Genomic DNA, 18,296 nt, shown 5'->3' with positions numbered 1-18,296 from the left:
GTCCGCGAGACCCCGCAGACACAGGCGTTGGAAAAACACACATGTTGAAGACCGCCCGAACTTTCACAGTGGTGAAGGTGCGACGCTAAGTCGAGGGTGTTTTTCGTCTGGATGCTAGGAATGAAGAGACGGCCTCGACGACAGTCGAGGCCGTTTTTTTTCGTGGTTTGCCGCGTGGCGTGGGCCGCGCGTGACGTTTTAGCGCATGGGAGTGCGACATGATTTCGGTACGTTTGCCTGACGGTTCGCAACGCCAGTACGAAGCCCCGCTCACGGTGGCGCAAGTCGCCGGCTCGATCGGCACGGGGCTGGCCAAGGCCGCACTCGCCGGCCGCGTCGACGGCAAGCTGGTCGATACGTCCTATCTGATCGATCGCGACGTGAGTCTCGCTATCGTCACGGACAAGGACGCCGACGGTCTCGACATCGTTCGTCACTCCACGGCGCACTTGCTCGCCTATGCCGTCAAGGAGCTGTTCCCGGAGGCGCAGGTCACGATCGGCCCTGTGATCGAGAACGGTTTCTATTACGACTTCTCGTTTCACCGCCCGTTCACGCCGGAAGACCTCGAAGCCATCGAGAAGAAGATGCACGAACTGGCGAAGAAGGATGAGCCGGTCACGCGCGAAGTGCTCTCGCGCGACGACGCCGTGCGCCTGTTCCTGTCGATGGGCGAGAAGTACAAGGCGGAAATCATCCAGTCGATTCCCGCCAACGAAGAGATTGGCCTGTACCGCGAAGGCAAGTTCGTCGATCTTTGCCGGGGCCCGCACGTCCCGTCGACGGGCAAGCTCAAGGTTTTCAAGCTGATGAAGGTGGCCGGCGCCTACTGGCGCGGCGACGCGAAGAACGAACAGCTCCAGCGCATCTACGGCACGGCCTGGACGAAGAAGGAAGATCAGGACGCTTATCTGCATATGCTCGAGGAAGCCGAGAAGCGCGATCACCGCAAGCTCGGCCGCGCACTCGACCTGTTCCATATGCAGGAAGAGGCGCCGGGTCTCATCTTCTGGCACCCGAAGGGCTGGACGCTCTGGCAGCAGATCGAGCAGTACATGCGCCGCGTCTACCGCGACAACGGCTACCAGGAAGTGAAAGGGCCGCAGATCCTCGATCGCTCGCTGTGGGAGAAGTCGGGCCATTGGCAGAACTACAAGGACAACATGTTCACGACGGAGTCGGAAAGCCGCGCCTATGCGCTCAAGCCGATGAACTGTCCCGGCCACGTCCTGATTTTCAATTCGGCGCTTCACAGCTACCGCGACCTGCCGCTGCGCTACGGCGAATTCGGTCAGTGCCACCGCAATGAGCCGTCGGGGGGCCTGCACGGGCTGATGCGCGTTCGTGGCTTCACGCAGGACGATGGCCACATCTTCTGTACGGAAGACCAGATTCTCGAGGAGTGCGTGAACTACACGGCGCTGTTGCATGCCGTGTACAAGGATTTCGGCTTCACGGACATGATCTACAAGGTGGCCACGCGTCCGGAGCACCGAGTCGGTTCCGATGAAAACTGGGACAAGGCCGAGTTTGCGCTGATGGAATCGCTGCGCCGTTCGGGCTGCGAGTTCGAGATCGCCGAAGGCGACGGGGCGTTTTACGGTCCGAAGATCGAGTACACGCTGAAAGACGCCCTCGGTCGCCAGTGGCAGTGCGGCACGATGCAGGTCGATTTCTCGATGCCCGAGCGCCTCGACGCCGAATATGTGGCCGAAGACAACAGCCGCAAGCGCCCGGTCATGCTGCACCGCGCCATCCTGGGCTCGTTGGAGCGGTTTATCGGGATTCTGATCGAGCACCATGCTGGTGCAATGCCCGCCTGGCTGGCGCCGGAGCAGGTAATCGTGATGAATGTGTCCGAAAAAACGGCCGATTACGCCCAGGAAGTGACGAAAAAGTTGAAAGAACAAGGGCTTAGGGCTCGGAGCGATTTGCGCAACGAGAAAATTAGCTATAAAATACGCGAGCACTCCTTGCAGAAAGTTCCTTATCTGGTTGTGGTGGGGGACAAGGAGCAGGAGGCGAATACGGTAGCCGTGCGTGCCCGTGGCGGCGTGGATCTGGGCGTTATGCCCGTTGACGCGCTCATCGAACGCCTTGCGCAAGAGTGCGCATCGTTCCAATAACGCCTGTCGGACAGCGCGGCTAAATTTTTGACTTTTTTCGAGGATAAGCAACATCGCTACCGATAAGTCGCATCGCATCAACGGCGAAATTACTGCGCCCGAAGTGCGTCTAACCGGGGTCGACGGTGAGCAGCTCGGCATCGTGAAACTTGCCGAGGCTTTCCGTCTGTCCGAAGAAGCTGACGTCGATCTGGTGGAAATCGCGCCGCAGGCGCAGCCGCCGGTGTGCCGCCTGATGGACTACGGCAAGTTCAAGTATCAGGAACAGAAGAAAGCGCACGAGAACAAGCTGAAACAGAAGGTTGTTCAGATCAAGGAAGTCAAGTTCCGGCCTGGCACCGACGACGGCGACTACAACGTCAAGTTGCGCAATCTGAAGCGGTTCCTCGAAGACGGCGACAAGACCAAGATCACGCTGCGTTTCCGCGGCCGTGAGATGGCTCACCAGGAAATCGGCGCCCGAATGCTGGAACGCCTGAAGACTGATCTCGAAGAGTTCGGTCAGCCGGAACAGATGCCGAAGATGGAAGGCCGCCAGATGATCATGGTCATCGCGCCGAAGAAGAAGTAATGCCGCGGCGGTGTCGAACGACGCCGCCGGGCAGCAAGGAATTGCCGTCGCGTCCCGCGAGGGGGCGGCAGCGATACAGGGTGCGGTTCGGCCCTGAATATAAGTGATCCCAGGTCCTGCAAGGGGCGCGATTTTGGCGCCACACCTGCGATCATGTTAAAAACCTCGGAGTTTTTCATGCCCAAGATGAAAACCAAGAGCGGTGCCAAGAAGCGCTTTCGCGTGCGTCCTGGCGGTACCGTCAAGCGTGGTCAGGCCTTCAAGCGTCACATTCTGACGAAGAAGACCACCAAGAATAAGCGTCACCTGCGCGGTGCCGTCGGCGTTCACGAGTCTGATCTGAACTCCGTGCGTGCAATGCTGCCCTTCGCTTAAACCCCGACTTAGATAGGAGAGAAACATGCCTCGAGTCAAACGTGGGGTCACCGCACGGGCCCGCCATAAGAAAGTCATCGCTGCAGCCAAGGGTTTCCGCGGCCGTCGCAATAACGTCTTCCGCATCGCCAAGCAAGCGGTCATGCGCGCCGGGCAATACGCCTATCGCGATCGCCGCAACAAGAAGCGCGTGTTCCGCGCCTTGTGGATTGCGCGTATCAATGCAGGTGTGCGTCAGCACGGCATGACCTACAGCGTGTTCATCGCTGGTCTGAAGAAGGCCTCGATCGAACTCGACCGCAAGGTGCTGTCCGACATGGCCATCAACGACAAGCCGGCGTTTGCCGCGATTGTCGCCCAGGTGAAAGCCGCCGTCGCAGCCTGAAGCTGTCATTAGCGTATAGCGCGTTTTACCGCGCGCCATTCGCCAGGAGGGGGCTCTCATCGGAGCCCCCTTTCGTTTTTCGCTGGTCTTTTCGCTAGCTTTTTCGCTTGTACACGCGGCCGTTCGGACCGCCCAACTTGAGCCTGTAGCATATGGATCTGGAACTTATCGTCAGCGAAGCGCAGCGTGCATTCGCCGCCGCTCCCGACGCCGCCGCGCTGGAAAACGAGAAAGCGCGCTTTCTCGGCAAGACCGGCCAACTGACCGAGTTGCTCAAGGGCCTCGGCAAGCTCGATCCCGAAGCGCGCAAGAGCGAAGGCGCGCGGATCAATGCGGCCAAGCAACAGATCGAAGGCGCTCTGCTGGCGCGCCGCCAGGCCATGGCCGATGCGCTGCTCGACGCGCGTCTGTCCGCCGAGGCCATCGACGTCACGCTGCCCGGCCGCGGCCTGGGCACTGGCAGCCTGCACCCCGTGCTCACCACCTGGGAGCGCGTTGAACAGATTTTCCGCTCCATCGGATTCGACGTGGCCGACGGCCCCGAAATCGAAACCGACTGGTTCAACTTCACGGCGCTGAACAGCCCCGAGAATCACCCGGCGCGCTCGATGCAGGACACGTTCTACGTCGAGGGCAATGACGACGCCGGCAAGCCGCTGCTGTTGCGCACGCACACCAGCCCGATGCAGGTGCGCTACGCGCGCATGAACAAGCCGCCGATCAAGGTGATCGCGCCGGGGCGCACGTACCGCGTGGATTCCGACGCCACGCACTCGCCGATGTTTCATCAGGTCGAGGGCCTGTGGATCGCCGAAGACATCAGCTTCGCCGACCTCAAGGGCGTGTACACCGACTTCCTGCGCAAGTTCTTCGAGCGCGACGACATTCAGGTGCGCTTTCGCCCGTCGTACTTCCCGTTCACGGAACCGTCCGCCGAGATCGACATGCAATTCGAGACCGGCAAGAACGCCGGCAAGTGGCTCGAAATCTCGGGCTCGGGGCAGGTGCATCCGAGCGTCGTTCGCAACATGGGGCTCGACCCCGAGCGCTACATCGGCTTCGCGTTCGGCTCGGGCCTGGAGCGCCTGACGATGCTGCGCTACGGCGTCCAGGATCTGCGCCTGTTCTACGAGAACGACCTGCGCTTCCTGCGCCAATTCATGTAATCGATGCCGAGAGCCCCGTCTGGCGCGCGAAGTCGCTGCCGCCGGGCTTCGGAAGTGAAGACTTAACTGCGAGCGAACTGATCCATGCAATTCTCTGAATCGTGGCTGCGTACCCTGGTCGACCCGGATTTGTCGACGCACGCGCTGGCGCACGCCCTGACCATGTCCGGGCTCGAAGTCGAGGAAACCAATCCGGTCGCCCCGCCGTTTACCGGTGTGGTCGTGGCCAAGGTGCTCGAAGTCGCCCGTCATCCGGATGCCGACCGTCTGAACGTTTGCCAGGTCGATGCCGGCACCGGCGAGACGCTCACCATCGTGTGCGGCGCGCCGAACGTCGCACCGGGCATCAAGGTGCCATGCGCGACGGTGGGGGCGGCACTGCCGCCGGCCGAAGCAGGGGGGGCGCCGTTCCAGATCAAGGTTGGCAAGCTGCGCGGCGTGCAGAGCTTTGGCATGCTGTGCTCGGCACGCGAGCTCAAGCTCTCGGACGACCACGCCGGCCTGCTGATCCTGCCGGAAGACGCACCGGTCGGCATGAACATCCGCGAGTACCTGGACCTGGATGACACCGTGTTCGTCGTCAAGCTCACGCCGAACAAGGCCGACTGCCTCTCGCTGCTGGGTGTCGCGCGCGAGGTCGCAGCCATTACCGGCGCGCCGCTCAAGGACTTGCCGGGGCAGGGCGCCCTGCCGGCCACGATCGCCGACAAGCTGCCGGTGCGCATCAGCTCGCCGGAAGGTTGCGGACGCTTCGGCGGCCGTATCATCCGCAACGTCAATGCCGCGGCGCCGTCGCCGCGCTGGATGGTGGAACGTCTGGAACGCGCCGGCCAGCGCAGCATCTCGGCGCTCGTCGACATCACCAACTACGTGATGCTCGAGCTTGGGCAGCCGCTGCACGTCTACGATCTGAACCGCCTGCAGGGCGGGATCGACGTGCGTTTCGGCCGCGCCGGCGAAACGCTCAAGCTGCTCAACGAGCAGACCGTGACGCTCGACGAGAGCGTGCTCGCCATCACCGACGCGAGCGGTCCTATCGGGCTGGCGGGCATCATGGGCGGCGACTCCACCAAGGCCGGTCTCGAGACGCGGAACATCTTCCTCGAAGGCGCCTTCTTCTACCCGCAAGCCATTCAGGGCCGCGCGCGCAAGTACAACTTCTCGAGCGACGCATCGCATCGCTTCGAGCGCGGCGTGGATTTCGCCGGCAACGTGCGTGCGCTCGAGCGCGCCACGCAGTTGGTGCTCGAGATTTGCGGCGGCGAGGCCGGCCCGCTCGACGACATCGTCGCGAAGCTGCCCGAGCGCCGGCCGGTGAAGATGCGCGTGGCCCGTGCCGTCAAGATTTTGGGCGTGCCGGTGACCGAGCACGAGATGGGCGCCATTTTCACGCGTCTGGGCCTGCCGTTCACGCTGCACGACGGCGTATTCGAAGTGACGCCGCCGTCGTACCGCTTCGACATCGAGATCGAAGAGGATCTGATCGAAGAGGTCGCGCGCATCTACGGTTTCGACCGCATTCCGGCCAATCCGCCGGTGGCGGCGAGCGAAATGCGTCCGACGCAGGAAGGTCGTCGCTCGCAGCACGCCGTGCGTCACGCGATTGCCGCACGCGACTATCACGAGACGGTCGGCTTCAGCTTCGTCGACGTCGAATGGGAGGCCGATTTCGCCGGCAACGACAACCCAATCAAGCTGCTCAACCCGATCGCCAGCCACCTCGCGGTAATGCGCTCGACGCTCATCGGCAGCCTGATCGCCACGACGCGCTACAACCTGAACCGCAAGGCCTCGCGCGTGCGTGTGTTCGAGATCGGCCGCACCTATCACCGTGACAACACGGTGGCGTCGGGCGAGCTGAGCGTGGGCGGCTACCGCCAGCCGCTTACGGTGGCGGCGCTCGCCTACGGCCCGGTGCTCGAGGAGCAGTGGGGCGCACCCACGCGTCAGGTCGACTTCTTCGACGTGAAGGGTGACCTCGAGGCGCTGCTGGCCCCGCGCACGGCCCGCTTCGTGAAGGCCGAGCATCCGGCGCTGCACCCGGGGCGCAGCGCGGCCATCGAGGTCGATGGCAAGCGCGTCGGTTTCATCGGCGAACTGCACCCGCGCTGGCAGCAGAAATATGACCTGCCGCACGCGCCGGTCCTCTTCGAGATCGAAGCGCAGGCACTGTTCGTGCGCGACGTGGCGAGCTACGAGGAAATCTCGAAATTCCCGCCCGTCACGCGCGACATTGCGCTGGTGGTCGATCAGGCGCAGCCGGTGCAGGGGCTGCTCGACGCGATGCTGGCCGCGCGCCACGACGACCCGGTGTGCAGCGTGGTGCAATCGGTGCGTCTGTTCGACGAGTTCCGACCGAAGGCCGGCGCCGCGTCGGGCTCGCTTGGTGCCCAGGACAAAAGCGTGGCGTTTCGTGTTACTCTGCAAGACCCCTCGGGTACGTTGCAGGACGAAACGGTCCAGGGCGCCATTAACGCGCTGGTGCAGCGAGTGGAAGCGTTCGGCGCACGTTTGCGCGCGTAAAGCTCAGTAGAAGTCTGGTTGCGAGTGAGTTATCGCACTGTCATTGCCATCGCGTGGGACGTATGAACGAAATGAATCCTGGTGAATTTGAAGCCATGCTCGCGGCGCAACGTATCGCGCTGGGCCGAAGCGAAGTCAACGATGTCGCGACCGAAGCGCCGACGCTGACCAAGGCCGAACTGGCCGAACTGCTGTTCGAGCACGTCGGCCTGAACAAGCGCGAAGCGAAGGATATGGTCGAGGCGTTCTTCGAATCGATCCGCGACGCACTGGAGTCGGGCGACAGCGTCAAGCTCTCCGGCTTCGGCAACTTCCAGTTGCGCGACAAGCCGCAGCGGCCGGGCCGGAACCCCAAGACCGGCGAGGCCATTCCGATTGCCGCACGTCGCGTCGTCACTTTCCACGCCAGCCAGAAGCTCAAGTCGATGGTCGAATCTGGCTTGCTGAGCAAGTAAGTCGTCACGGCCGCTGCATTCTGTGGCGGCCGTCGGTTTTTTCGTCCGCAATTTAACCGTCATCCCATTCCGCTCGCGCTGCGATGGATCACGTTGCCTTGCCGCCGATTCCCGCCAAGCGTTACTTCACCATCGGTGAGGTGAGTGAACTGTGTGGCGTCAAGCCCCACGTACTGCGCTATTGGGAGCAGGAGTTCACGCAACTTCGCCCGGTCAAGCGGCGCGGCAACCGGCGGTACTACCAACACCACGAAGTCCTGTTGATCCGGCGAATCCGGGAGTTGCTCTATGAGCAGGGCTTCACCATCAACGGGGCGCGTAACCGGCTCGAAGCCGATGCGCCGCGCGGCGGGCGCACCGCGAGCGGCGCCGCCGCCGGCGTGACAAGCGCGCGGGCCGACGCGCCCGACACGCCTGCCGCGCCTGACGTGGCCTCTCGGTTCGACCTGGCCGATCTACGCCGCGGTCTCGAGGCCGTCATCGAGCTGCTGAAGTCCTGACCGCGCGCTGCCCGACGCCCTCCCGGGGCCGCCGCAGACGCCTCCGGGATTCTCCCGATGTGGCGGCGCCTGAAACTTCCGTAATCCGACGTATGACACCCCATCCGGTGGGATGGCGCTCGTCTGCCGCATGGAGATGGCGAGCGGGACGCCAGGTCAGTAGCAACGAAGGGCGAATACGACGGAGCGCCCGAGGGCCCTGCAACACGCGCCGCGCCCGCCGATCGGGGACGCGCGGACGACTTCCGGGGCTGGCGGGATTGTCTTACACTTGCCGCAAACAACGGTGTCCGGCAGTGGCGCCTCCTGGATCCTCCTGACCACCGGGCCAATACCGACCTTATCGCGCAGTGGCGCGAAGGCTGAAAGGATCTCGACCTATGGCGCAACCGAGCACGACGGGAGCGCGACGCGGGCGTTGGGCCGCGTCTTACCGCTCTATCGTTGCCATACTGATTTTCGGTTTCCTGATCCTGGTCCTCGTATGGACGGCGGTGCTCTGGCGCGTGTCCATCGAGCACAAGGCCGTGCTGCGCGACACGGCCGCAGCGGCCTCGACGGTCGCCAGTGCGCTCGAGCAGCAGACACTGCGCGCCATCCGGCAAGTCGATCAGATCACCCGTTTCGTGAAGTACGAGTTCGAGCACGGCCGTCGGAACTTCGATCTGAAGCAGGCGCTGGCCGCGGGCGTCGTGCCCGAGCGCTTCATGGTGCTCGTCAGCATGGCGGACGCGAGCGGCAACGTGATTGCGGCCACGTTGCCCGGCGGGGCCGGCGTCAACATCGCCGACCGCGAGCACTTTCGCGTGCATGTGGAAGACGCCGGTGACCGTCTGTTCATCAGCCACCCGGTCTTCGGCCGCGTCTCGCGCAAGTGGGTGCTCCAGTTCACCCGGCGGCTCAACAACCCCGACGGCAGCTTTGGCGGCGTGGTCGTCGTCTCGCTCGAGCCGAGCTATTTCACGACGGACTTCTACACCAACGCCGTGCTGGGCCAGTATGGTCAGATCGCCGTCATTGCCGACGACGGCGCTTTACTGGCACGCAGCGCCGGGGCCGGCGTTGCCTACACCGGCACCGGCGAGCTGCCGCCGTTCTCGGCCGATCAGCGCAGCTCGGGCGTGCAGCGCGACCCGATCGACGGCGTCGAGCGCATCGTGGCGTATCGTCACTTGCGCGATTACCCGCTGGCCGTACAGGTCGGCCTGTCGATGGACGAGGAGCTCGCCGAGTATCGCCATGTCGAGCGCGTCTATCTGACGATGGCGACCTTCGTGTCGGTTGCGCTCGTCGTCTTTTTCGGGCTCATCGCCTACCTGATGCAGCGGCTCATCGGTCGCGATCAGCAGCTCACCCGGCTCATCTCCTACGACCCGCTCACCGAACTCCCCAATCGTTACGCCTTCATGGAGGCGCTTCGCCGCGCGTTGAGCGACCCGGCGCAGCTCGGCAAGGTAGCGCTGCTGCACATGGATCTGGACAACTTCAAGAGCGTGAACGATACGCTCGGCCACACGCAGGGCGACGAGATCATCCGGCAAGTGGCTGAACGCTTCGCGGCGTGCATGCCGCCGTCGGCGACGCTCTCGCGCTTCGCGGGCGACGAGTTCACCGTGCTGCTCGAAGGCGAGGGCGTGCCGGAGCAGGCCGTGCCGCTCGGTGAGGCGATGCTCGCCTCGCTCAGGGCGCCGATGGTGGCGGGCGGCACCTCGTTCGCGTTGCATGCCAGCATCGGCGTGACGTTCTGGTCGAAGCCGGAAGAGACCGAGGCGGACCTCATCAGGAAGGCCGACCTGGCGCTCTACGCCGCCAAGGAAGCGGGCAAGAGCGTGGTGCGCGTGTATACGCAACAGATGACCTACCAGGCGCATCAGCTCGTGGTATGGGAGCGCGAGATGGAGCAGGCGCTCGCCAATGGCGAGTTCTTCCTCGCCTATCAGCCCATCGTGGCGTTGGAGACCGATTGCATATGCGGCATGGAAGCGCTGATCCGCTGGCGGCATCCGCAGCGCGGCGTGCTCGCGGCGGGCGAATTCATCCCGTTGGCGGAGACGACCGGCCAGATCGTCGCGATCGGCGAGTTCGCGCTCACCCAGGCCTGCCGGCAACTCGCGGCGTGGCGCGGCACGCCGATGGCCTCGCTGCGGCTCGCGGTGAACGTCTCGTCGGTGCAGTTCTGGCGCGGCGACATCAGTGAACTGGTCGAGCGACTCATGAAGGAATACGGCGTCGAGCCGAATCGTCTCGAGCTGGAAATCACCGAGTCGGTCATGATCCGCAACCCGGCGCTCGTGGAAATGAAGATCCAGCAGTTCAAGCGTGCGGGCGTGCGCATCGCGCTCGATGACTTCGGCACCGGCTACTCGTCGCTGTCTTACCTGACGCGCTTTCCCGTCGACACGCTGAAAGTCGACCGGTCGTTCGTCGAATCGATTCCGGATTCGTCGCGTTCGTGCCTCATGATCTCGAACATCGTGAACATTGCGCGTTCGCTGGGAATCGATCTGATTGTCGAGGGTGTCGAGAACGAGCGGCAACTCGAATGGCTGCGTCATTTCGTGCCGCTCTTTGCGCAAGGCTATCTGCTTTCCCGCCCGGTGGAAATGGAGCAGATGGAATCGGTAATCGAGCGTTTTGGAATTTGCCGGTAAAGCCGGGGTGAATGACGGCGGTGCATTTTCTATTTAATAGATTAAATAGGTATTTCGGATGCATCGATTTTTTGCCGGTTTTTCGCACGGATTCAGCGTCGGAGTACTATAGAATCACCTGGTTTTCGCGACGATCTGGAGCGACACGCACGGACGGTCGCGAGCCGCCCGGCGCGGCGATTCCAGGCGGCGGGATCAGGGGCAGGCGGGCTGTCAACAGCCTGCAATCGTGGGAGAGCACAATACGGCGCAGCACGGATCCGAAGGCACGGGGCGCGACAAGCCGGGGATCGGGAACGAGGAAAAGAGTTCGACGCGTAAACCAGAATTGGCAGGTATTTGCCGGCATCGAGAATGCCGGTCGCGACCAGAGCATCTGTCCGGGGAAAAGACAGAAACGCGACCCGAATGAGGCGAAACCTTTGCCAACGTAAGAAGTGAATAATATTAGAACGAGCGTTTGATTTTCGGATGAGGATACGGCATTGGCTTTATGCCGCGTGCGTCTCGGTTGGCGTGCTGGTCGCCTGCTGGATTGCGGCGGACCGGACCGCCACTTCGCTGGTCGGCGACAAGCTTGCACAGAATGTCGATGCGGAGCAGACCGTCGCCGAGCGGGTGGCCGACGGCATGGTGCACGCCATCAACACGGACCTGGCGATGGTGCGAGCCATTCCCTCGACGCTGGCCGAAGTGGACCTGCTGCGCGACGTGCTGCGTCCGGCAGGCGGGGCGTCGGGCGCGGAGCTCGTGACGCGCGCCAACGAGTTTCTGCATGGCGCGCAGGGCTATTTCGGCGTTGACCGCATCTGGGTGATCGACGCCCGCGGCATCTGCGTGGCGGCGAGCAACTTCCGCGACACGCCGTCGCCGCTGGGCCAGTCGGTCGCCGGCATGCCATACGTGACTCAGGCGCTGCTTGGCGCTCGCTTCGAGAGCTACGCGGCCGGCTGGGAGCAACAGGCGCCCGGCCTCTATTTCAGCGCCCCCATCTACCGCGACGGCACACTCGTTGGCGTCGTCATGACGAAGATCGGCCTCACGCGCCTGCGCCATTGGGTGGGAAGCGGCGAGTCATTCGTGACCGATGGCAACGGCGTGGTGATCATGGCCAACGACCCGCGCTTCGAGAATCGCTTCATGCTCGACGGCAAAGTCGGCTCGATGCCCTTTCCGGAGCGCATGGCGCTCTACCAGCATGACGATTTCGCGCGCATGCCGATCACGCAGTTCAAACGCTCGCCAGGGCGCGCCAACGCGTGGGTGCCGCAGGAATTGCTCGATCGGATGTCGGCGTTTGGCGACTTCTCCCAACCGTTCGTGATCGCTTCGCGCCCGAGTGCGAGCAACGACCTCATCGTCTACGCGGTCGAAGACGTCGAAGCATGGGAGGCGCTCACGCGTCAGCACGCGAAGGATCTGGCGCTGTGCTTCCTGCTGTATCTGGGCGGCGTGATCATCGTGGCGCTGCTGAGCTGGAGCTACTGGCGCGAGCGTGTGCGCCATCGCGAGGCGCGTCAGTCGAACGAGGAACTACGCGCGGCGAACAATCAGCTCGCCTTCGAAGCCAGCTACGACGAGCTGACAGGCAGCCTCACGCGCCGGTATTTCTTCCACCGTTTCGATCAGCTGCTCGAGGCCGCTCAGCGCAGAAACGAGCCGATGAGCCTGATCGTGACCGATCTGGATCACTTCAAGTCGATCAACGACACCTACGGGCATGCCATCGGCGATCAGGTGCTGTGCCGCTTCGTGCTCGTGTGTTCGTCGACGTTGCGCGGCGACGACCTCATCGGCCGCATCGGCGGCGAGGAGTTTGCGATTCTGCTGCCCGGGGCGACGGAGCGCGATGCACTGCGAGTCGCCGACCGGATTCGCGAGCGTTGCAAGCGCGAGTCGCTCGAAGGCAGCGAGCCGCCGCTGCGCTTCTCGGCAAGCTTCGGCATCACCGAGTGGCAGGACGAGGATTCGCCGATGAACATGGTCGAGCGTGCGGACATGGCCCTCTATCGCGCCAAGCGCGCCGGGCGAGATCGCTGCTGGGTGTTTTAGCTGGAACCGGCCGCACCGCAAGCGGCACGAGCGCCGCGGCGCCGCCGGCCGGTGCTGAGCTCGGCGGCCGCCGACGCGGCCCTCACCCTCGCCGCGGATTTGCACCCGGTGTGCGCGGTACGTCGACTTCGCTCACCTGCCGGCGGTGTTACCAATGTCACGTTTGGTAACCAAAGCGCGGACACTTTCGCCGCATTTCACGGGAACCTGCATGTCTAATGATCCGTGCGGGGCCGGCGTCGCTGGCCCTGGCGTCAAGAACTCATGCGGGAGACATCATTGTGAAACGCTTGTCCATGCTCACCGGCGGTGCTGCCATTGTCATGCTGATGGCGGGCTGCGTGGCCGTGCCGTATGGCCAGCCGGCATACGGCGCCTACGGCTACGACGACTATTACGGCTACGGCTATGCGCCGGGCTACGCGGTGGCGCCGGCGCCCGTGGTGACCTTCGGCGTCTCGGGCGGCTATTACCGCGGCTACCGCGACGGCTGGCGCGGCGGACGTGGATGGGGCTGGCGCCACTGACGCCGGCGTTCACACCTCACGGCGCATGCCGCGCATGACCTTGGCCGAACGTTGCCGGCGCCGGTCTCGGCGCAGGCGCTCAGAACTCGGAGAGGGCGAAATCTTCCTTGGAAACGTCGCATTCGGGGCAGCGCCAGTCGGCGGGCACGTCGGCCCAGCGCGTACCCGGGGCGAGGCCGTCGTTCGGCGCGCCTTCGGCTTCGTTGTAGATCCAGCCGCAGATCAGGCAGATCCAGCTCTTGAACTCGGTAGGGGCTTCCAGCGTGGTGGTGGTCATGATGTGGGTCACAGGGGAAAACTTGCGCGACCCGCATTGTAAGGCACCGACATGGCGAAATCGTGCATGCCGCGCGGCTTTCGAAAGACGCATTTAATCCAGATCAATCGGCGCCGGACGACGCCGGCGCGCTCGTGGGCTCACCAGTGAATCTGATTGAGCAGGATGGGCGCCATCTGGGCGAGCGAGTTCAGCAGTGACATGGCGGTATCGCGGTGCGACACTTCCTTCCACAGCCGGCTCTTCTCGACCACCCGTTGCCGGTCTTCCGGCGTCTGCACGTCGGGCGAGCGCAGCGCCTTGATCAGATCGATCACCGAAGCGCGGTCCACGGTCTCGGTGACCGAGTGGCGCGCGAGCAACTCGTCCAGGTGGACGCGCTCCTCTTCTGTCGCAAGGCTGTCGGCTGACGACGGTGCAGTGGAAACCTTCGGTTTGTCGGATTGAGTCATACGAGACGTTCTCCCGGAATGGCTGAAATGCATCGCGAGGTATCGCGTGTCTCCATCATAGGCCGATTCCGAGAGACTGCGAACCCTGGGAGACGCCCCGGATCCTTGGCCCCCGACCGCGGCCCCGACCCTTTTTCCCGGCGGGCGGCCGTGTGTCAAAGCGATGACGCCGTTGCACAGATGCGGAGAGAAACGTCAAGCGCAAAAAATTTGCCCAGGCGTGACGCCGAAACGGGCAATCCTCTTGACAGCGTGTAACGGCGGGCATCTCGAAGGCGTGCTGCCGGGTTATCCAGTGGGTTATCCACAGAAGCTGTGGGTAACTCGTGAGCGCGAGGGCCTGGCGTGCCGGTGACAGTGCCGTGGCGCCCCGATGACGTGTCAGCGCAGCAGCGGGCGCAGCATGAGCAGCGCGAAGAAGAGCGCGACGCCTACCGGCAGCAAGCCGGTGAAGAAGGCGGGCCAGGGGGCGCGGCCTCGGCGGCGCGCGCCGAACGACGAAATCAATCCGGCGCACAGGCACAGCACGCCGACGCCCCAGGTCGGGTTCGGGCTTTTGAGCACCCACGCGGCAGCGGCGGCCAGCCCGAGCCATGCGAGCGGCAATGCGCCGGGCGGCGGTGCCGTTACGGCGGGCGGCGAGGGCGCGTTGCGCCGGGCGTCGTGGTCACCGCGCGTCATGGGCGCGTCGGCGGCATTGCGGCGAGCGGCGGTGTTCGACGCATCGGGCTTGTCAGATGCATCAGGGGCATCAGGTGTATCAGACGTATCGCGCGTATCAGAGGGATCTGCAGCCATCGATGATTTCGGAAAGAGCGGAGTGTGCAACGCCGGGCGGCGCGCGAAAGCCGCAGCATAGCAAACGCAGCGTGTCGATGCTCATGAGACGAGGCCGCGCAAGGCGGTGGGCGGCCCGGCGGCCGCGCCATGCGCGGCATGCGCGGTGCGGCGCGTTGGCGTACCAGACGGCGCCGGACTTTTCGTCGATGGGAAAAAAAGAGGGGGGGGGGCCGTTTCCGTCCCGCCACATCAAGTGTTGCAGTTCCGAAACATGGGTCCGAGAATCGACCTGTGCACGGCCCCATTCCCAGATTCTCTGGATACTGTATATAATCACAGTATTTCGCGTAGTATTTCATTGACGGCGAGACAGAACCTCTCATGAAAGCCAACTATTCCATCGCCGAGATCGAGCAGGCGATCAACTACTGGACACGGCGCCAGGCGGCCGACAGCCATTGGGCACTGTGCCCGGCCGCGCGTGTGCTGGCCGACGTCTATGGCGAAATGATCTACCGGCACGATACGAGCATCGCGGCCGACGCCCTCGACGAGCAGCAAAGCCAGGCCATCGAGACGGCCCTGCATCAGATGGAACTCGGCCTCGCCCCGTGAGGTCCTTACGCGTCCTTTGAATCCGGCGCGCCGGGAGCGTCCGTCGAGCCGGGTGCCTTGATGCGAGTGTTCGCGGGCGCCGTTGCGGGAGTGTTTGAGGGCGTCCGTGCGGACGCCATCAGCACTTGCGCGCCAACGTTCCCACCTGCTCTCGCGCGCCGCGCGGACCACTGCACGAGCCAGCGCTCGAAGTCGCTGGCCGGCAGCGCGGGCGAAAACAGATATCCCTGTGCCACGCGATAGCCTTGTGCGATGAGCAGATCGCACTGCGCTTGCGTCTCCACGCCCTCGGCGACGACCGTGAGACGCAGGTTGCGGCCAATGCTGATGATCGCGTTGGTCAGCGCGCGCACCGTTTCGTCGCGCGCGATGTCGTGCACGAAGCTGCGATCGAGCTTCAGTTCGGAGACAGGCAGGCGGCGCAGATACCCGAGGCTGGAGTAGCCCGTGCCGAAGTCGTCCATCGACAGGCGAACGCCCATGCCGTGGACTTCTTCGATGATGCGCAGCGTGCTCGGGTTGTGATCCATCAGCACGCTCTCCGTGATCTCGACGGCCAGGCACGAGGCAGGCAGATCGTGATCGGCGAGCGCTCGTGCGATCGTGCGCGGCAGATCGTGGTCGTGGAAGTTGGTCGGCGAAAGATTGACCGATACGCTCTCGATGCCCACGCCGCGCCGTCGCCAATCGGCCAATTGGCGACACGACTCGCGCAGCGTCCAGTTGCCCAGTTCTCCGATCAGCCCGCATTCCTCTGCCAGCGCGATGAAGCGCGAGGGCGGCACTTCGCCGTATTGCGGATGCGCCCAGCGCGTAAGGGCTTCGACACCGTACACCGATTCGTCGAGCAGATTGATCTGCGGCTGGTAGAAGAGCTCGAGCGCGCCGCGGCGCAGGGCGTCGCGCAGGGCGGTCTCGAGCTCGAGCCGCTCCTGCGCGCGGATGTTCATGTCCTCGTGGTAGACGCGCACGCTGCCCGGGCTGGCCATCTTGGCCTGATACATTGCCATGTCCGCGCGCTGGAGCAGCAGGTCGAAGTCCTTGCCGTGATTCGGGTACAGGCTGATGCCGAAGCTGCCCGAGGGCGCGAGCGTCACGCCGGCGACCTGGCAGGGCGCGCTCAGCGCGCCGCGCAGGCGCTCGATGGCGATGTCGAGCCGCTGCGGATCGCACTCGGTGAGCACGGCCACGAACTCGTCGCCCGAGAGCCGTGCCACGATGTCCGCCCCGCGCAGCGCGCGCCGCAATCGCTGGGCGATCGTGCGCAGCAGCACGTCGCCGGCCTGATGTCCGAGCGAGTCGTTTACCTGCTTGAAGCGGTCCAGGTCGATGAAGACGACGGCCATGCGCGTGCCGAGTTCCTGCGCACTGGCAATGGCCTGCGCAGCCAGCACGCCGAGCATGCTGCGATTGGGCAGCCCGGTGAGGCTGTCGGAAAACGCGAGCTGACGGATGCGCGTGCGAGATTCGTCGCGCTCGAATGCAAGCTTGCACAGATGCACGCATACGTCGACGAGACGCTCGTGCAGGGCGTCCGGCCCGCGCGGCGTGCGGTAGTAGAACGCCAGCACGCCAAGCACGCGGCCGTCGTTGGCGATGACCGGCATCGCCCACGAGGCGGCCAGACCGAAGCCGGCGGCCACCTCACGATAGTCGGCCCAGCGCGGGTCGTTCGCGATGTCGGTGACGATCACCGGGCGCGCATGGAACGCCGCCGCACCGCACGTGCCCACGTTCGGCCCGATCGCCACGCCGTCGACCATCTGATGGTACTGCGCCGGCAGGCTCGGCCCGGCTTGCGGGCGCAGCCGCCCTTCGGCGTCCACGCGCACTACCGACGCCATGACCTCGGGGGCGATCTGCTCCAGCTCGCGGCACACGAGGGTGAGAACTTCCACGAGCGGCGCATCGCGCACCATGGCGGCGAGCGCCTTGTGCTGCAGTACTTCCTGAATCTTCGACTGCGTGATGTCGGTAAACAGCACCACGGCGTTCACGAGCTTGCCGCCGGCGTCGAGAATCGGATTGGTGACGATCGACACCCAGAGCGGCTGACGCTGGGCGGTGCGCACGAGCACCTCGCAATGGCAGCTGCGGCCGTCGCGCGCCGAGACGAGGCAGCCGGTGAGCGCCTGCCGGACGTCGACGGCCGCCGCGCCCTCGGCCAGCTCTTCGGCGCGGATCTCGCCGAACGGCACGTGCGCCGAGCGGCCCAGCACTTCGTCGGCGCGGTAGCCGAGCATGCGCGTGAAGCCGGCGTTCACGTAGCACACGCTGCCCTGGGCGTCGGTGATAAGCACCGCGTTGTCCGTTTCGTCCACGCTCAGCGAGAGCAGATGGAGGCGGGCGTCGTCGGCCGCCTGGCGCTCCACGCGCGCGGTGACGTCGACGGCGAGCTTGATCACGTAGGCGAGCTCGCCCTTGTCGTTGAACACGGGATTGTAGGTGGCTTCGAGCCAGACGGGGGCGCCGTCGTGGCGGCGCCGGCGCACCTGGCCGGTGTGCGAGCGGCCGGTGGCGATCACGCGCTCGAGCGCGTCGCCGCAGGCGGGATCGCCGGGCGCACAGAGCATGGCGTGCGGTTTGCCGAGCAGATCGGCGCGCGGATAGCCGAAGACGCCGAGCAGCCTGTCGTTGACGTCGACGATGATGCCGTCCGGCGTCAGTGTGAGCATGCCGAGCGAGCGGTCGAGCGCTTCCAGAAGCGCTTCGCGCCCCGGGGGCAGTGTGGCGCCGGCGGGAGACGGTGAGCCGGGTTCGACCATCGCGACGTCCTCCTCGGACGACCTGCGGACAATGTCGGGGGTGACTTGGGCTGGCACGCCAAAAACGCTTTCAAGT

At 64.5% G+C, this 18,296-nt stretch carries 15 protein-coding genes and 1 pseudogene; 12 read left to right on the top strand and 4 right to left on the bottom strand.

Annotated elements, in window-relative coordinates; translation table 11 throughout:
* Window positions 1-218: 218 nt before the first annotated feature.
* The 11 genes from thrS to CDN36_RS06850 all read left to right on the top strand — a co-directional run bounded on the left by thrS (window position 219) and on the right by CDN36_RS06850 (window position 13,331).
* Complete coding sequence (gene thrS, locus CDN36_RS06900) at window positions 219-2,126, top strand: threonine--tRNA ligase (RefSeq protein WP_287496329.1); 1,908 nt, start codon at window positions 219-221, stop codon at window positions 2,124-2,126.
* Between the two features lie 52 nt (window positions 2,127-2,178).
* The gene (infC, locus tag CDN36_RS06895) at window positions 2,179-2,697 is read left to right on the top strand and encodes a translation initiation factor IF-3 (RefSeq protein WP_174966373.1); all 519 of its coding nucleotides are present in this window, start codon (window positions 2,179-2,181) and stop codon (window positions 2,695-2,697) included.
* 177 nt (window positions 2,698-2,874) lie between these two features.
* On the top strand, window positions 2,875-3,072 hold the full coding sequence (rpmI, locus tag CDN36_RS06890) for a 50S ribosomal protein L35 (protein WP_010806049.1): 198 nt from the start codon (window positions 2,875-2,877) through the stop codon (window positions 3,070-3,072).
* A gap of 25 nt (window positions 3,073-3,097) precedes the next feature.
* Window positions 3,098-3,457: a 50S ribosomal protein L20 gene (rplT, locus tag CDN36_RS06885; protein ID WP_010806048.1), complete on the top strand. Its 360-nt coding sequence runs from the start codon at window positions 3,098-3,100 to the stop codon at window positions 3,455-3,457.
* 152 nt (window positions 3,458-3,609) lie between these two features.
* On the top strand, window positions 3,610-4,623 hold the full coding sequence (pheS, locus tag CDN36_RS06880) for a phenylalanine--tRNA ligase subunit alpha (RefSeq protein ID WP_287496328.1): 1,014 nt from the start codon (window positions 3,610-3,612) through the stop codon (window positions 4,621-4,623).
* Window positions 4,624-4,707: 84 nt separating this feature from the next.
* Window positions 4,708-7,146 carry a phenylalanine--tRNA ligase subunit beta gene (pheT, locus tag CDN36_RS06875; RefSeq protein ID WP_287496327.1) on the top strand — a complete coding sequence of 813 codons (2,439 nt, stop codon included), beginning with the start codon at window positions 4,708-4,710 and terminating at the stop codon, window positions 7,144-7,146.
* 62 nt (window positions 7,147-7,208) lie between these two features.
* On the top strand, window positions 7,209-7,601 hold the full coding sequence (locus CDN36_RS06870) for an integration host factor subunit alpha (protein WP_150555786.1): 393 nt from the start codon (window positions 7,209-7,211) through the stop codon (window positions 7,599-7,601).
* 83 nt (window positions 7,602-7,684) lie between these two features.
* The gene (locus CDN36_RS06865; protein WP_150555787.1) at window positions 7,685-8,101 is read left to right on the top strand and encodes a MerR family transcriptional regulator; all 417 of its coding nucleotides are present in this window, start codon (window positions 7,685-7,687) and stop codon (window positions 8,099-8,101) included.
* 380 nt (window positions 8,102-8,481) lie between these two features.
* Window positions 8,482-10,752: a bifunctional diguanylate cyclase/phosphodiesterase gene (locus CDN36_RS06860; RefSeq protein WP_287496326.1), complete on the top strand. Its 2,271-nt coding sequence runs from the start codon at window positions 8,482-8,484 to the stop codon at window positions 10,750-10,752.
* 471 nt (window positions 10,753-11,223) lie between these two features.
* Window positions 11,224-12,804 (top strand): sensor domain-containing diguanylate cyclase, encoded by a 1,581-nt coding sequence (locus CDN36_RS06855; RefSeq protein ID WP_150555789.1) that lies wholly within the window; start codon window positions 11,224-11,226, stop codon window positions 12,802-12,804.
* A gap of 281 nt (window positions 12,805-13,085) precedes the next feature.
* On the top strand, window positions 13,086-13,331 hold the full coding sequence (locus tag CDN36_RS06850) for a hypothetical protein (protein ID WP_244958166.1): 246 nt from the start codon (window positions 13,086-13,088) through the stop codon (window positions 13,329-13,331).
* 79 nt (window positions 13,332-13,410) lie between these two features.
* On the opposite strand, the pseudogene CDN36_RS06845 reads toward CDN36_RS06850, so the two are convergent.
* From CDN36_RS06845 to CDN36_RS06835, 3 genes and pseudogenes are all read right to left on the bottom strand, one after another.
* Window positions 13,411-13,587, bottom strand: a pseudogene (locus tag CDN36_RS06845) (rubredoxin); the annotation flags it as partial.
* Between the two features lie 161 nt (window positions 13,588-13,748).
* On the bottom strand, window positions 13,749-14,060 hold the full coding sequence (locus CDN36_RS06840) for a hypothetical protein (RefSeq protein ID WP_150555791.1): 312 nt from the start codon (window positions 14,058-14,060) through the stop codon (window positions 13,749-13,751).
* 381 nt (window positions 14,061-14,441) lie between these two features.
* Window positions 14,442-14,741 (bottom strand): hypothetical protein, encoded by a 300-nt coding sequence (locus CDN36_RS06835; protein WP_287496325.1) that lies wholly within the window; start codon window positions 14,739-14,741, stop codon window positions 14,442-14,444.
* A 480-nt stretch (window positions 14,742-15,221) separates the two neighbouring features.
* On the opposite strand from CDN36_RS06835, the gene CDN36_RS06830 reads away from it, so the two are divergent.
* Window positions 15,222-15,455: a DUF3717 domain-containing protein gene (locus tag CDN36_RS06830; protein ID WP_150555793.1), complete on the top strand. Its 234-nt coding sequence runs from the start codon at window positions 15,222-15,224 to the stop codon at window positions 15,453-15,455.
* A 5-nt stretch (window positions 15,456-15,460) separates the two neighbouring features.
* Here the strand turns inward: CDN36_RS06830 and CDN36_RS06825 are convergent, their stop codons facing one another.
* Window positions 15,461-18,220, bottom strand: a complete 2,760-nt coding sequence (locus CDN36_RS06825; RefSeq protein ID WP_287496324.1) for a sensor domain-containing protein — start codon at window positions 18,218-18,220, stop codon at window positions 15,461-15,463.
* Window positions 18,221-18,296: the final 76 nt, after the last annotated feature.

The sequence above is a fragment of the Pandoraea sp. CB10b_02 genome (genome assembly GCF_002216225.1).
Taxonomy (GTDB): domain Bacteria; phylum Pseudomonadota; class Gammaproteobacteria; order Burkholderiales; family Burkholderiaceae; genus Pandoraea; species Pandoraea nosoerga.
Note: the sequence above shows the minus strand (reverse complement) of the source record. Positions and strands in the feature narration are given on the sequence as shown.